The sequence below is a fragment of the Pseudomonas sp. TREG-RG-20F-10-E-6-01 genome, from assembly GCF_022662455.1.
Lineage (GTDB): Bacteria > Pseudomonadota > Gammaproteobacteria > Pseudomonadales > Pseudomonadaceae > Aquipseudomonas.
Genome location: NZ_JAKNQP010000001.1, coordinates 1217563 through 1230449, shown reverse-complemented (window position 1 = coordinate 1230449; position 12887 = coordinate 1217563). Strand labels below are relative to the sequence as shown.

Genomic DNA, 12887 nt, shown 5'->3' with positions numbered 1-12887 from the left:
TATGCGCGCGCTTCTATAGCGAGTTAGCTTGTACCAAACCATACAACTTCGTTCTCAAGGACTGTTTCTTATGAAGCGCTTGTTCTGTTTGGCTGCGATTGCGGCCGCCGTGGTAGGACACTCTGTTTCGGCCCAGGCCGCTGGCCTGGAATTTGGTGTGGGGAGCACCAGCGATTCGACCATGACCTATCGGTTGGGGCTGACATCGGATTGGGATAAAAGCTGGTGGCAGAGCGATACCGGCCGGCTGACCGGCTACTGGAGCGGCGCGTACACCTACTGGGAAGGCGACAAACGTGCGGGCGCCAGCAGCCTGTCGTTCTCGCCGGTATTTGTGTATGAGTTTGCCGGGGCATCGGTAAAACCTTACATCGAGGCCGGCATCGGCGTGGCCGCGTTCTCGCGCACACGCCTGGAAGACAACAACATCGGCCAGTCCTTCCAGTTTGAGGACCGCCTGGGCTTTGGTTTGCGTTTTACCGGTGGGCATGAGGTGGGCATTCGTGCCACGCACTATTCCAACGCGGGCATCAGCAGCAATAACGACGGCGTAGAAAGCTACTCGTTGCACTACACCTTGCCGTTGTAAATCATCAGGCACCCGCTGACTAATGTAGGAGCTGGCTTGCCTGCGATGCAGACACCTCGGTCTATCAGTTACACCGAAGTGATGTTATCGCAGGCAAGCCAGCTCCCACATTTTGATTTTCATCTACCTCAGGATCAGCGATACGCCGTCGCAATCCCTTCACGCTCGGTCAGGCATTCCGGCGCACCCATCTCGAACTCCCGGCAGATCAGCGGCCGTCGCTCGTAAATCGTGCACATCATCGTGTCCCGGTCCAGCGCCGCACACCAGCCATCATCCAGACGCAGCATTACTTCGCCGCCCCAATCGTCCGTATCGATATAGCGCTCCGGTACGCCGGTGTCGGTGATCAGCATCACTTCCAATTGGCAACAGCAGGCCGCGCACGTCGAGCAAGTGACGGCGGGTTCGGTGATTTGAGTGTGGGGAATGTTGGTCATAGGCGCGCAGTGTAAGGCAAGCGTGTCAGGTAGGTGTGAAAGCTCTGACGGACGTCAGTGTCCCAGTTGTCGGGCGATCCAGTGCAGCACCGGGAACACCAGCGCCCAAAGCAGCGCCAGGCCAATCAGGGTTGGCGCCGTGCCGTAACCGAAACTCACGCCGGCCAATTGGCTGCCCGCGTAATAAGACAGCGGCCCGCCGACCGCGCCCAACACGCTGGCGCGCCACCAGGGCTGGGCACTCCAGGCCAGGCAATGGCGTAGCGTGCTGGCGAGCAACGCCCACAGCAACACCAGCCAAAACGGGATCAGTGGCCCCGGAAAACTGAAATGAAAGACGCCAAAGGTGCGCAATGCGGTATCCACCACAGTGCCAAACAACGTGACGGCTAGGATCACCTGGCCTTCCCGCGACCATGAACTTATCCACAGCAGGTGGATGGCCAGCACTGCACCGACCACCAGCAACCATTCGCTGTCGCCCCCCAGCACACAGGCAAACCAGCCGCACTGGAACAGTACGGCGTTCGCCAGCGATTTAAGCACTGAAGCGCCCAAGCAAGGGTGGGTTGATTGCCGCAGGTTTGGCCAGCAGCAACTGCGCGGTGCCTATCGTTCGTTCCATGAACCCACCTTCGCAGTAGCACAAATAGAATTCCCACAAGCGCAGGAAGTATTCGTCGTAGCCCAACTCGGCAAGGCGGCCATGGGCGCGGCGGAAGTTCTCATGCCACAGGCGCAGGGTTTTTGCGTAGTGCAGGCCGAAGTCTTCCATGTGCAGCAGGTTCATGTCGGTGTCGCGGCTGACGATGTGCAGCATGTTCTGCACGCAGGGTAGGGCGCCGCCGGGGAAAATATAGCGCTGGATGAAATCGACGCTGTTCTTGGCCTGCTCAAAACGCTGCTCGCGAATCGTGATGGCTTGCAGCAGCATCAGGCCGTCGCTCTTGAGCAAATGCGCGCACTGCTTGAAGTAGGTCGGCAGGAAGCGATGGCCTACCGCCTCGATCATCTCAATGGACACCAGCTTGTCGTATTGACCGGTCAGGTCGCGGTAGTCCTGCAACAACAGGGTCACCTGGCCCTGCAGTCCCAGGGCATCGATGCGCTTTTGGGTGTAGGCAAACTGCTCTTTGGACAAGGTCGTGGTGGTGACTTTGCAGCCGTAATGCTGCGCTGCGTACAGCGCCATGCTGCCCCAGCCGGTGCCGATTTCGAGCAGATGGTCGGTGGGCTTGAGTGCGAGCTTTTGGCAGATGCGTTCCAGCTTGTTCAATTGCGCCTGTTCCAGGGTGTCATCGGGCGTCAGAAATTGCGCCGCCGAGTACATCATGGTCGGGTCGAGGAATTCTTCGAACAGGTCGTTGCCCAGGTCATAGTGGGCAGCGATGTTTTTCTGCGAGCCCTTGCGCGTATTGCGGTTGAGCCAGTGCAGGCCTTGAGTGAAGGGGCGTGCCAGGCGCGCCAGGCCACCTTCCATGGCGTCGAGCACCTCCAGGTTGCTGACCATCACGCGCACCACGGCGGTCAAGTCCGGGCTGGTCCAGTAACCGTGGATAAACGCCTCGCCGGCGCCGATCGATCCGTTGGCCGCCACCAGGCCCCACACCGCCGAGTCGAGGATCTGGATTTCCCCCAGCAGGTGCGCTTCGCGGGCACCGAACACTTGGCGTTCGCCGTCCTCGATCACCACCAGCTGGCCGTGGCGCAGTTGGCTGAGTTGGCGCAGCACGGCCTTGCGCAGCAATGCGCTGGTCATGCCGTTGACGTTCAGGCGATTGGTCTTGACCGATAAGCTAGGGGATTTCATGGCGGCGATCCTTGGTATACCCGACTGCGGTGCGAGAGGCGCCATCGGCGGCCTGATGGGAAAAAATCGGTGTGCGTTTGAGCAACAGGCGCATGGCCTGCCAGTAAATGGCCAGGCACGTCTTGGCGGTCATCCACGGGAAGCGCCACAGGTAGCGATGCAGGCTGGCGCGGTTCAACGCTTCCTTGTGCAGGCTCAGCGTGGCGTCGAAAACCTTCAGCTCACCTTGCCAGTCGGCCATGTGCACGCCGAGCTTGGCGGCGGGCGGGCTGAAACTCATGCGGTATTCCAGGTCGCGTGGCAAAAACGGCGACACATGGAAGGCCTTGGCCACGGCGAAGTGCTGATGCTCATCGGCGCCGAGCGCCTGGGCCGGCAGCACGTAGTGATAACGCTCGCGCCATGGGGTGTTGGTCACTTCACACAGGATCGCGGCCAGTTGCCCATCGGCCTCGAAGCAGTAGAAGAAACTCACCGGGTTAAAAGCCAGGCCCCAACTGCGAGCCTGGGTCAGCAGGCAGATAACGCCCTGGGGCTCGCGCCCCAGCGCCTTGCCAACTTCCTGGCGCACGGCATCGCTCAAGCTCATGCCGTGGCGCGTGAATTCACGCAGGTAATCCTGCTGGCGAAAGCCAAAGGGCGCCAGGCGACCAGCGCCGGCCAGGGGCGACAGCCCGAGCACTTCGTCTTGTTCGCTCAAATCCAGGTACAGCAGGCCGATGCGGTAGCGAAAGGCGTGAGCCTTGGGCGCAAACCGGCGATGGGCGATCCAGCCGCTGTACAGGGCGCTGTTCACAGGGTTTCTCCAAAGGCTTGAGCCACGCGCAAAGCGCTGACCACGCCGTCTTCGTGGAAACCATTGGCCCAGTAGGCGCCGCAAAAAAAGGTGTTGCGCGTGCCTGCCAATTCTTCCCAGCGCGCTTGGGCAGCGACCGCCGCGAGGCTGTATTGCGGGTGCGCGTAGGTGTAGCGCGCGAGGATCTTCAGCGGGTTGATCATCGGCGTCTGGTTGAGGCTGACGCAAAAGGTGGTGGCGCTGTCGATGCCTTGCAGAATGTTCATGTCGTAAGTGACGGCGGCCTGGGTTTGGGTATCGCCGGTCAGCCGATAATTCCAACTGGCCCAGGCGAGCTTGCGGTCCGGCAGCAGGCGCGTGTCGGTGTGCAGCACCACATCGTTGTCGGCGTAAGGCAGCGCGCCGAGGATTTCCTGTTCCGCCGTGCTGGGGTCGGCCAGCAAGGCCAGGGCCTGGTCGCTGTGGCAGGCCAACACGACCCGGTCAAACGTCTCGCTGCCGGCGGCGCTGTGGATCACAACGCCCTCGTCGGTGCGCTCGACGTTATGCACCGGGCAATTGAGGCGCACCTGTTCGCGAAAGCTGCGCGTCAGCGGCTCGATGTAGCTGCTCGACCCGCCCTCGATCACGCACCACTGCGGCCGGTTGTTCACCGAGAGCAAACCGTGGTTCTTGAAAAAGCGCACAAAGAACTGCAAGGGAAAGCCGAGCATGTCGGCCAGGGACATCGACCAGATCGCCGCGCCCATCGGCACGATGTAATGCCGGATAAAGCGTGGGCCGTAGCCGCCGGCTTCGAGGTAATCGCCCAGGGTCATCCCGGCGCTGATGCGTTGTTCCTGCAGGTCCAGCGGCGCCTGGCGATTGAAGCGCAGAATGTCGCGCAACATGCCCCAGAACCCTGGCGACAGGATATTGCGGCGTTGGGCAAACAGGCTGTTGAGGTTGTTGCCGTTGTACTCGAATCCGGCGCTTTGATCGCACACCGAAAAACTCATTTCGGTGGGTTTGAAGCTGACGCCAATCTGCCCCAGCAAGCGAATGAAGTTGGGGTAGGTCCAGTCGTTGAACACGATAAACCCGGTGTCCACCGCGTAGCTTTTGCCCTCAACCGTGACGTCGACCGTGTGGGTATGCCCGCCAATGCGCTCGCCCGCTTCGAACACAGTGATGTCGTGGCGACGGCTGAGCAGGTAAGCGCTGGTCAGCCCGGCGATGCCGCTGCCGATAATGGCGATCTTCACAGGTCGTCCTTCTTCGGTGGCGGGCTGCGCAACATGCGTTTGCCGATGATCAGTTGCGCACGGTTGGGCAGCTTCGACAGCGGCCACAAGGTGGCGATAAACATGGCGGGAAAGGCGATTTCCAGCGGACGTTTTGCCAGCTTGGCGAAGATATGCCGCGCGGCCTTGTCGGCGGACCAGCTCAGGGGCATCGGGAAGTCGTTGCGTTCGGTCAGCGGGGTGTCGACAAAGCCCGGGCTGATCACGGTGACGTCAATATTTTCGGGCGACAGGCTGATGCGCAGGGATTCGAACAGGTAGCGCAGCCCGGCCTTGGACGCACCATAGGCTTCGGCGCGGGGCATGGGCAGGTAGGTGACGGCGCTGGCTACGCCGACCAGGTGCGGCGAATGCCCGGCGCGCAACAGCGGCAGCGCGGCTTCGATGCAATAGCTGCTGGCCAGCAAGTTGGTGCGCACCACGTACTCGACAATCGATGCATCAAATTGCTTGGCATCGACATATTCACAGGTGCCGGCGTTGAGAATGACCGTATCGACGCAGCCCCAGACCACGCCGATATGCTCGCCGATCTCACGCACGGTCTGGCTGTTGGTCAGGTCGCCGGCCACCACCAGCACTTGGCCTGGATAACGTTGGGCGAGGGCTTCCAGCGGGCCTTTCGTGCGTGAGCTGAGTGCCACGTGGGCGCCGCTGTTGAGCAGCTCCACGGCCAGCGACGCGCCAATGCCACTGCTGGCGCCGGTCAGCCAATATCGGCGGGGCGGTGTAAGGCTCATCCCATTCTCCTTTTCAGCCAACTGATGACCCGACCGACTACTGGCAGGTGTTCGTAGAGCAGAGCGCCTGCATCGAAATAATCCCGGTGCCGGTACACCTTGTCGCGCCACATCAGGTGTGAGCAGCCTTCAACCCGGATCACCTTGCCGCTGTTCAGGCGCGGGTGGCAAAAACTCATCTTCCAGCGCAGGTAGCCTTCGCCTTCGGCCACTTGGTCGAAGCCGTGAAAGTCAAAACGCAGCTGGCTCACATTGCCATACAGCTCGGTGAAATAGCGGTGCAGCGCCGTCAGCCCGTGCACTTCATGCAGCGGGTCGGTGAAGGCGATGTCCTTGCTGTACAGGCTGTCGAGCAGGTGCAGGTTGTGCTTGTCCAGCGTCGCAAAGGCCTGGGCGAACCGGTGCAGGAAGTCACTCATGTTCGGCAACCCCCTGGCGCGAGGGCAGGCTGCGGAAGGCGGCCAGGGCGCGTTCGCGGGACTTTTTCAGGTCGACGATAGCGCGTGGGTAATCGGCCACGCCAAACAGGCCGCCGGCCGCCTCGGGGTTGTGCACTTCCTTCTTGTTCAGCGCCGCCAGTTCCGGCAGCCAGTGCTTGATGAACACGCCTTCGCTGTCGAATTTTTCGGACTGGCTCAGCGGGCTGAAAATCCGGAAATACGGCGCCGAATCGGTACCGGTGGAGGAGCTCCACTGCCAGCCGCCGTTGTTGGCGGCCAGGTCGCCGTCGATCAGGTGGCGCATGAAAAAGCGCTCGCCTTCGCGCCAGTCGATCAGCAGGTTCTTGGTCAGGAACATCGCGACCACCATGCGCAGGCGATTGTGCATCCAGCCGGTTTCGAGCAACTGGCGCATGGCGGCGTCGATGATCGGCAGGCCGGTGCGCGCTTGCTGCCAGGCGGCGAGGTCCTTGGGCGCATCGCGCCAGGCCACCGCTTCGGTCTCGGGACGGAACGCACGGTGGCGCGACACCCGTGGATAGCCGACCAGAATGTGCTTGTAGAACTCGCGCCAGAGCAGCTCGTTGATCCACGTGATCGCGCCGATGTCGCCGCTTTCAAACTCGCCTTGGTTGGTTTGCAAGGCGGCATGCAGGCACTGGCGTGGCGAAACTACGCCGGCGGCAAGGTAGGCGGACAGTTGGCTGGTGCCGGGTTTGGCCGGGAAGTCGCGCTCATCTTTGTAGTAGCTGATTTGTTGATCGGCGAAGGCGTCGAGACGGCGGCGTGCTTCGTCTTCACCGGCCGGCCAGAGCGCGCGCAAGGCTTCGCTGGGCGGCTCGAACCCTTCGACCTGTGCAGGTATCGGATCGCTTTTGAGCTTGATCGGCGCCTGGGCTTTGGGTGTTGCCACCAAACGGGGAAGGGCGCTGTGCAGGCGGCTGTAGCAGACCTTGCGGAACTGGCTGAAGACCTGGAAGTACGTGCCGGTTTTGGTCAGCACGCTGCCGGGCTGGAAGAACAATTGGTCCAGGTAGCTGTGGAACGTCACGCCCTGGGCTTCCAGAGCCTGAGCCACGGCGGCATCGCGGCGGGTTTCGTGGATGCCGTATTCCTCGTTGACGTGGACCGACTCGACCGACAGCTCCCGACACAGCGTGCCGAGCACGGCGGGCGCCTGGTCCCAGGTCGCGGTGGTGCGGATCAGCAGGGGAATGTTCAGCTCGCCGAGCGCCTGGCTCAAGTGCTGCAGGTTGCGCAGCCAGAAGTCGACTTTGCACGGTGCGTCATCGTGGGCCAGCCACTGTTGGGGAGTGATCAGGTACACGGCCGCAACCGGGCCTCGCTGGCAGGCGGCGGCCAGGGCGGTGTTGTCGTGTAGGCGCAGGTCGGTGCGCAGCCAGATCAAATGCATTTAAAGAAGTCCACGCTGGATCAGAATCAAGTGGGCCGACAACGGGTCTTCGGCCACGAACAATTCAGGGGTTTCACGGGTTAATACGGCCAACTCGGCCTGGTGGATGCATACCGTTGGTCCGGCAATCAGCGTCGGGCAACCGACGCCGCCCAGCAGCTTGGTGAGTGCCGACACCTGCAGGGCCTTGCTCGAATACAGCAGCACGGCCCGCGGTTGCAGGTGCTCCACCGCTAACGCCAGCTCACCGACCGGCAACGGCCAATCGAAGACTTCCACCGGGCAATCGGCGCTGCTGGCCAGCCAGGCGCTGAGCCACAGATGCGGCTCCAGCGGCAGGTCCGAGTGGTTGACCAGCAGCAGCGGGGCGCCTTGCAGCTGGCGATTGTTGTGATAGATGCGTGCACCGAACTTGCTGCGCAGCCAGGACAGGAAAAATACCCGCTCCATCTGCGCGCCGAACTGGCCTTGCCAGCGTTGTTCGAGTTCCTGGAGCAGCGGCAGCAGCAACTGTTCGCACAGGGTACGTGGCGGGTACAACGCCATGGCTTGGTTGAACGCATCGTCGACCCGGCGCTCGGCCAACGCGCTGATGGCGCCCACCAGGTTCTGGCGCAGGGCGTGCCATTCGTTTTCGACGGTGTCGGGGCTGACTTGGGCGGAGTCGATCAAGCCTTTGACCTGACTGACCGGCACACCGCGGTTGAGCCAGGTCAGGATGGTGTGGATGCGTTGCACGTGTTCGGCGCTGAACAGCCGGTGGCCCTTGGGCGTGCGCTGGGGCACGATCAGGCCGTAGCGGCGTTCCCAGGCGCGCAGGGTCACGGCGTTGACGCCGGTCTGGCGCGCCACTTCGCGAATCGGCAGCCAGCCGTCTTGGAGGGCTTGGGCGATGTCTTCGCCGGGTTCGTCTTGCAGGGCAGCTTTCATAATGTACTTTTCATGGGTCAGATCGCATTACGCAGGCTGAGGTTTTCCGGGTGCGGTTGCAGGTAAGCCTGCTGCGCGATGTAACGGTCCGGGTGTTGGCGGAAGTGGTGTTTGAGCAGGGTCAGCGGCACCACCAGCGGCACGATGCCGGTGCGGTACTGGCCGATGACGGTTTGCATTTCCTGCTTGTCGTCGGCGCTGATGGCCTGCTTGAGGTAGCCGCTGATGTGTTGCAGCACATTGGTGTGAGTGCCGCGGGTGGCGCATTTTTTCAGGCCGGTCATCAGCTCGCTGAAATAGCCGGCGGCCAGTGCGTCGAGAGAGGTGTCCTTGCTCATGCTGCCCAGCAGGTGGCCGAGGCTTTTGTAATGCACCGGGCTGTGGGCCATCAGCAGGTATTTGTAGCGTGAGTGAAATGCCAGCAGGCGATGGCGGGTCAGGCCCTCGGCCAGCAGTTGCTGCCAGCTGGCGTACACAAAGACGCGGGTCAGGAAGTTTTCCCGCAACACCGGGTCATTCAGCCGGCCGTCTTCTTCCACCGGCAGGTTGGGGTGGCGCGCGCAGAACGCCTGCGCGTAGATGCCGCGCCCGCCGCCGTCTACAGGTGTGCCGTTCTCACGGTAGACCTTGACCCGTTCCAGGCCACACGACGGCGACTTCTGCATGAAGATGTAGCCGCACAGGTCGGTGTGTTCCAGGGCCATCTGCTGGCCGTATTCGTCCAGTGGCTGCGTAACGTTGAGATCACGGCGCACCGTGCCGACGGCCTGCGGCTGGGCAGGGTCGCCCACCAGGCGGATCGGTTCGCGGGGGATGCCCAGGCCGATGGCAACTTCGGGGCACAACGGCACGAAGTCGAAGTAGTCAGCGAGTGTCTGGCTGCACAGCAGGGATTGTTTGTGTCCGCCATTGAAGCGCACGTTCTCGCCTAACAGGCAGGCGCTGATGGCGATCTTCGGTTTTCCAGTGCTGGACATGTTCAAACCTCTCCGAGATTCCTGTACAAACTCTTAAGTCTGTACAACTAAATCTCATCATAGGTTTGATGCTGTACAAGTCAAATATTTTGTACAAGTATTTTCGGGCGAGCTACTTCCAGCCGATTCGCCAATCTTCGGCGTTCTGCAGGGTTTGCCAGGTCAGGCGTTCAGCACGGCGAGTCATGACGGCTTGCAGCTCGATTTCCAGCACAGTGCCTTCCTCGTCACGAAACAATTCGGTGACCAAGAAGTGTTTCTCCTTGTTGCGAGGACGAGCTGCTGTCCACTTCGACAGCAGCAGTTTGGCGGGATTGATGCGGTTCATTGCAGGTGCTCGATCAAGCGTCGCGCCGCTTCCTGGCCGCTGAGCCATGCGCCTTCGACCCGACCGGACAGGCACCAGTCGCCGCACACATACAAGCCCAGGTCAGCATCGGCCAGTACCCCGAATTCATGCGCGCTGGAGGGTCGCGCGTACAGCCAGCGATGCGCCAGGCTGAAAGAAGGCGCTGGCATGGCGCTGTGCAGCAGTTCTGCGAAGGCGCCGTGCAGGTGTTCGATCACAGCTTCTTTGGGCAAGTCCAGGTGCGCCTTGCTCCACGCGCTGGTGGCGTGCAGCACCCACGTGTCGAGGGTGGTATCGCGCCCGGGTTTGCTGCGGTTGCGCGCGAGCCAGTCGAGAGGGCTGTCCTGAACGAAACAGCCTTCCATCGGCGTGTCCAGAGGTTTGTCGAAAGCCAGGGCGATGGCCCAGGTCGGGTCCATTTTCACCCCAGCAGCGGCACCCGCCAGCTTCGGCGCGGCGGCGAGCAGCGCGGTGGCCTGGGGCGCCGGCGTGGCAATCACGACGTGGCTGAACGGGCCGTGATTGCCGCCGTCGGCGTCCAGCAGGTTCCAATGCTGTTTGCCCTGGAACACTTCGGTGATGCGGCAACCGAATTCCACCGGCAAATCGTCCAGCAGCGCACGGGTGATAGCACTCATGCGCGGCGTACCGACCCAGCGAATTTGCTCGTCGGGAGAGGGCGTGAGCTGACCGGACTTGAAGTTGTACAGCTGGGGTTTCCACTGCTCGGCCCAGCCGTTGCTTTGCCAGCGTTGCACCTCGTTGACGAAGCGCCGGTCGCGAGCGGTGAAGTATTGCGCGCCCATGTCCAACGCGCCGGCGTCGCTGCGCTTGCTGGACATGCGGCCGCCGCTGCCGCGGCTTTTATCGAAGAGTTGTACAGCGTGCCCCGCGTCTCGTAACGCTCGGGCGGCGGAGAGACCGGCGATGCCGGTGCCGATGATCGCGATGGGAACAGTCATGGGAGGCCTCGTTTTACCGTTGGGTACAGACTACGCCGACACCAATAGCTGTACAATATTGTTTTTTGGTATAAGTTTTGGCGTGCCTGTTCTTACGGCGTGGCCTATGGTTAAAGCTGAGGCTTAACCAACAGCCGCGCCCGATTGCAATTGATCCCTGCTTATAAAATAGACCAGTGATCGGCGGCGAACGTTACATGAGGAGTGTCCCATGCATATTTTGCTGACCGGCGGTACCGGCTTGATCGGTCGCCAGCTTTGCCAACACTGGCTTGCCCAAGGGCATCGCTTGACCGTCTGGAGCCGTGAACCGGACACCGTTGCCAAGTGGTGCGGTGCGCAAGTGTTGGGCGTTGGCCGCTTGCAAGACGTGATCGGCAGCGTGGATGCGGTGGTCAATCTGGCCGGCGCGCCTATTGCTGATCGGCCCTGGACCAAAAAGCGCAAGGCCTTGTTGTGGAGCAGCCGCATCAGCCTCACCGAAACGCTGTTGGCGTGGATGGAAGGCCAGGCGCAAAAACCGCAGGTGCTGATTTCCGGTTCGGCGGTCGGCTGGTACGGCGATGGCGGCGAGCGCGAATTGACCGAGGCCAGCGGCCCGGTGCAGGACGACTTCCCGAGCCAGCTGTGTATCGCCTGGGAAGAAACGGCCCTGCGCGCCGAAGCCATGGGCATCCGTGTGGTGTTGGTGCGCACCGGCCTTGTGCTGGCGGCGAAGGGCGGCTTTTTGTCGCGGCTGTTGCTCCCGTTCAAGCTGGCGCTGGGCGGGCCGATCGGCGATGGTCGGCAGTGGGTGCCGTGGGTTCATATCAAAGATCAAATCGCCCTGATTGATTTTCTTCTGCACAAGGCGGACGCCAGCGGTCCTTATAATGCCTGCGCGCCACACCCGGTGCGCAACCGCGAATTCGCCAGGATCCTGGGCCAGGTGCTGCACCGTCCCGCGTTCATGCCGATGCCGGCGTTTGCATTGAAGGTCGGGCTGGGTGAGTTGTCCGGGTTGTTGCTCGGCGGGCAAAAAGCCGTGCCCGAGCGGCTGTTGGCGGCCGGTTTCACTTTTCAGTTCACTGAGTTGCACGCGGCCCTGGAAGACTTGTCCAGCCGCCTCTAGCCATAGGATGTTGCATGACGGATCACGCGTTGTTACTGGTCAACCTGGGTTCACCGGCCTCCACTTCGGTGGCCGATGTGCGCAGCTACCTCAATCAGTTCCTGATGGACCCTTACGTGATCGACCTGCCGTGGCCGGTGCGGCGGTTGCTGGTGTCGCTGATCCTGATCAAGCGCCCCGAGCAGTCGGCGCATGCCTACGCGTCGATCTGGTGGGACGAGGGTTCACCGCTTGTAGTCTTGAGTCGTCGTTTGCAGCAGCAAATGACCGCGCAGTGGACGCAGGGCCCGGTGGAGCTGGCGATGCGTTATGGCGAACCGTCGCTTGAAACGACGCTGACGCGCCTGGCCGCCCAGGGGATTAAGAAAGTCACCCTGGCGCCGTTGTACCCGCAGTTTGCCGACAGCACCGTGACCACCGTGATTGAAGAAGCCAAGCGTGTGGTGCGTGACAAAAAGCTCAACGTGCAGTTTTCGATCCTGCAGCCCTTTTACGATCAGCCGGAATACCTCGAGGCACTGGTTGCGAGCGCCCGGCCGTATGTCGAGCAGGACTACGATCATTTGCTCCTGAGTTTTCACGGCCTGCCCGAGCGTCATCTGAAAAAGCTCGACCCCACCGGCGGGCATTGTTTCAAGGATGCGAACTGCTGCCAGAACGCGTCGCCCGAGGTGCTTGCCACCTGCTATCGCGCGCAGTGCTTCAGCGTTGCACGGGAATTTGCCGCGCGCATGGGCCTGCCGGATGGCAAGTGGTCGGTGGCATTCCAGTCGCGCCTGGGCCGGGCGAAATGGATCGAACCCTACACCGAAGCCCGCCTGGAAGCCCTGGCCCAGCAAGGCGTGAAAAAGCTGCTGGTGATGTGCCCGGCGTTTGTTGCCGATTGCATTGAGACGCTGGAAGAGATTGGTGATCGTGGGTTGGAGCAGTTCCGCGAAGCAGGGGGCGAGGAGTTGGTGTTGGTGCCGTGCCTCAATGATGACCCGCAGTGGGCTGCGGCGCTGAACACGTTGTGTGAGCGGGCGCCCTTGGCGCTGTGATCAGAT

Annotated in this window: 15 protein-coding genes; 3 read left to right on the top strand and 12 right to left on the bottom strand. The window is 61.8% G+C overall.

Going from position 1 to position 12887, the window contains the following annotated elements:
- Nucleotides 1–70 precede the first annotated feature (70 nt).
- Nucleotides 71–589 carry an acyloxyacyl hydrolase gene (locus L8K08_RS05820; protein WP_145165577.1) on the top strand — a complete coding sequence of 173 codons (519 nt, stop codon included), beginning with the start codon at nt 71–73 and terminating at the stop codon, nt 587–589.
- A 134-nt stretch (nt 590–723) separates the two neighbouring features.
- On the opposite strand, the gene L8K08_RS05815 is transcribed toward L8K08_RS05820, so the two are convergent.
- From L8K08_RS05815 to L8K08_RS05760, 12 genes are all read right to left on the bottom strand, one after another.
- A complete protein-coding gene (locus tag L8K08_RS05815) occupies nt 724–1029 on the bottom strand; it encodes a YkgJ family cysteine cluster protein (RefSeq protein WP_016977069.1) in 306 nt (101 codons plus the stop codon).
- A 54-nt stretch (nt 1030–1083) separates the two neighbouring features.
- The gene (locus L8K08_RS05810) at nt 1084–1575 is read right to left on the bottom strand and encodes a DUF2878 domain-containing protein (RefSeq protein ID WP_242194840.1); all 492 of its coding nucleotides are present in this window, start codon (nt 1573–1575) and stop codon (nt 1084–1086) included.
- On the bottom strand, nt 1568–2839 hold the full coding sequence (locus L8K08_RS05805) for a cyclopropane-fatty-acyl-phospholipid synthase family protein (RefSeq protein WP_145165579.1): 1272 nt from the start codon (nt 2837–2839) through the stop codon (nt 1568–1570). Before L8K08_RS05805 ends, L8K08_RS05810 begins: the two co-directional genes overlap by 8 nt.
- Entirely contained in the window at nt 2826–3635 is an 810-nt protein-coding gene (locus L8K08_RS05800; protein ID WP_124416390.1) for a DUF1365 domain-containing protein, read from the bottom strand. The genes L8K08_RS05805 and L8K08_RS05800 overlap by 14 nt, the downstream gene beginning before the upstream one ends.
- Nucleotides 3632–4879, bottom strand: coding sequence for an FAD-dependent oxidoreductase (locus L8K08_RS05795; RefSeq protein ID WP_242194837.1), 1248 nt, complete (start codon nt 4877–4879; stop codon nt 3632–3634). The genes L8K08_RS05800 and L8K08_RS05795 overlap by 4 nt, the downstream gene beginning before the upstream one ends.
- Nucleotides 4876–5658 (bottom strand): SDR family NAD(P)-dependent oxidoreductase, encoded by a 783-nt coding sequence (locus tag L8K08_RS05790; protein ID WP_242194835.1) that lies wholly within the window; start codon nt 5656–5658, stop codon nt 4876–4878. The genes L8K08_RS05795 and L8K08_RS05790 overlap by 4 nt, the downstream gene beginning before the upstream one ends.
- Nucleotides 5655–6077 (bottom strand): nuclear transport factor 2 family protein, encoded by a 423-nt coding sequence (locus L8K08_RS05785; RefSeq protein WP_145165582.1) that lies wholly within the window; start codon nt 6075–6077, stop codon nt 5655–5657. Before L8K08_RS05785 ends, L8K08_RS05790 begins: the two co-directional genes overlap by 4 nt.
- Nucleotides 6070–7512, bottom strand: coding sequence for a deoxyribodipyrimidine photo-lyase (gene phrB / locus L8K08_RS05780; protein ID WP_242194832.1), 1443 nt, complete (start codon nt 7510–7512; stop codon nt 6070–6072). The genes L8K08_RS05785 and phrB overlap by 8 nt, the downstream gene beginning before the upstream one ends.
- Nucleotides 7513–8442: a MerR family transcriptional regulator gene (locus tag L8K08_RS05775; RefSeq protein ID WP_242194830.1), complete on the bottom strand. Its 930-nt coding sequence runs from the start codon at nt 8440–8442 to the stop codon at nt 7513–7515.
- A gap of 17 nt (nt 8443–8459) precedes the next feature.
- Entirely contained in the window at nt 8460–9419 is a 960-nt protein-coding gene (locus L8K08_RS05770) for a DUF523 and DUF1722 domain-containing protein (protein WP_242194828.1), read from the bottom strand.
- Nucleotides 9420–9531: 112 nt separating this feature from the next.
- Nucleotides 9532–9747, bottom strand: coding sequence for a TIGR02450 family Trp-rich protein (locus tag L8K08_RS05765; RefSeq protein WP_094948912.1), 216 nt, complete (start codon nt 9745–9747; stop codon nt 9532–9534).
- Nucleotides 9744–10730 (bottom strand): NAD(P)/FAD-dependent oxidoreductase, encoded by a 987-nt coding sequence (locus tag L8K08_RS05760; protein ID WP_106578574.1) that lies wholly within the window; start codon nt 10728–10730, stop codon nt 9744–9746. The genes L8K08_RS05765 and L8K08_RS05760 overlap by 4 nt, the downstream gene beginning before the upstream one ends.
- A gap of 211 nt (nt 10731–10941) precedes the next feature.
- Here L8K08_RS05760 and L8K08_RS05755 point away from each other — a divergent pair, with 211 nt between their 5' ends.
- Together L8K08_RS05755 and hemH are read left to right on the top strand one after the other, a co-directional pair.
- A complete protein-coding gene (locus L8K08_RS05755; RefSeq protein ID WP_242194826.1) occupies nt 10942–11841 on the top strand; it encodes a TIGR01777 family oxidoreductase in 900 nt (299 codons plus the stop codon).
- Nucleotides 11842–11855: 14 nt separating this feature from the next.
- The gene (hemH, locus tag L8K08_RS05750; RefSeq protein WP_106578576.1) at nt 11856–12881 is read left to right on the top strand and encodes a ferrochelatase; all 1026 of its coding nucleotides are present in this window, start codon (nt 11856–11858) and stop codon (nt 12879–12881) included.
- The last annotated feature ends 6 nt before the right edge of the window (nt 12882–12887 follow it).

Coding starts and splice junctions, on each gene's coding strand:
- L8K08_RS05820 (WP_145165577.1), top strand. CDS start 71: ATGAAGCGCTTGTTCTGTTTGGCTGCGATTGCGGCCGCCGTGGTAGGA.
- L8K08_RS05815 (WP_016977069.1), bottom strand. CDS start 1,029: ATGACCAACATTCCCCACACTCAAATCACCGAACCCGCCGTCACTTGC.
- L8K08_RS05805 (WP_145165579.1), bottom strand. CDS start 2,839: ATGAAATCCCCTAGCTTATCGGTCAAGACCAATCGCCTGAACGTCAAC.
- L8K08_RS05790 (WP_242194835.1), bottom strand. CDS start 5,658: ATGAGCCTTACACCGCCCCGCCGATATTGGCTGACCGGCGCCAGCAGT.
- L8K08_RS05785 (WP_145165582.1), bottom strand. CDS start 6,077: ATGAGTGACTTCCTGCACCGGTTCGCCCAGGCCTTTGCGACGCTGGAC.
- phrB (WP_242194832.1), bottom strand. CDS start 7,512: ATGCATTTGATCTGGCTGCGCACCGACCTGCGCCTACACGACAACACC.
- L8K08_RS05775 (WP_242194830.1), bottom strand. CDS start 8,442: ATGAAAGCTGCCCTGCAAGACGAACCCGGCGAAGACATCGCCCAAGCC.
- L8K08_RS05770 (WP_242194828.1), bottom strand. CDS start 9,419: ATGTCCAGCACTGGAAAACCGAAGATCGCCATCAGCGCCTGCCTGTTA.
- L8K08_RS05765 (WP_094948912.1), bottom strand. CDS start 9,747: ATGAACCGCATCAATCCCGCCAAACTGCTGCTGTCGAAGTGGACAGCA.
- L8K08_RS05760 (WP_106578574.1), bottom strand. CDS start 10,730: ATGACTGTTCCCATCGCGATCATCGGCACCGGCATCGCCGGTCTCTCC.
- L8K08_RS05755 (WP_242194826.1), top strand. CDS start 10,942: ATGCATATTTTGCTGACCGGCGGTACCGGCTTGATCGGTCGCCAGCTT.
- hemH (WP_106578576.1), top strand. CDS start 11,856: ATGACGGATCACGCGTTGTTACTGGTCAACCTGGGTTCACCGGCCTCC.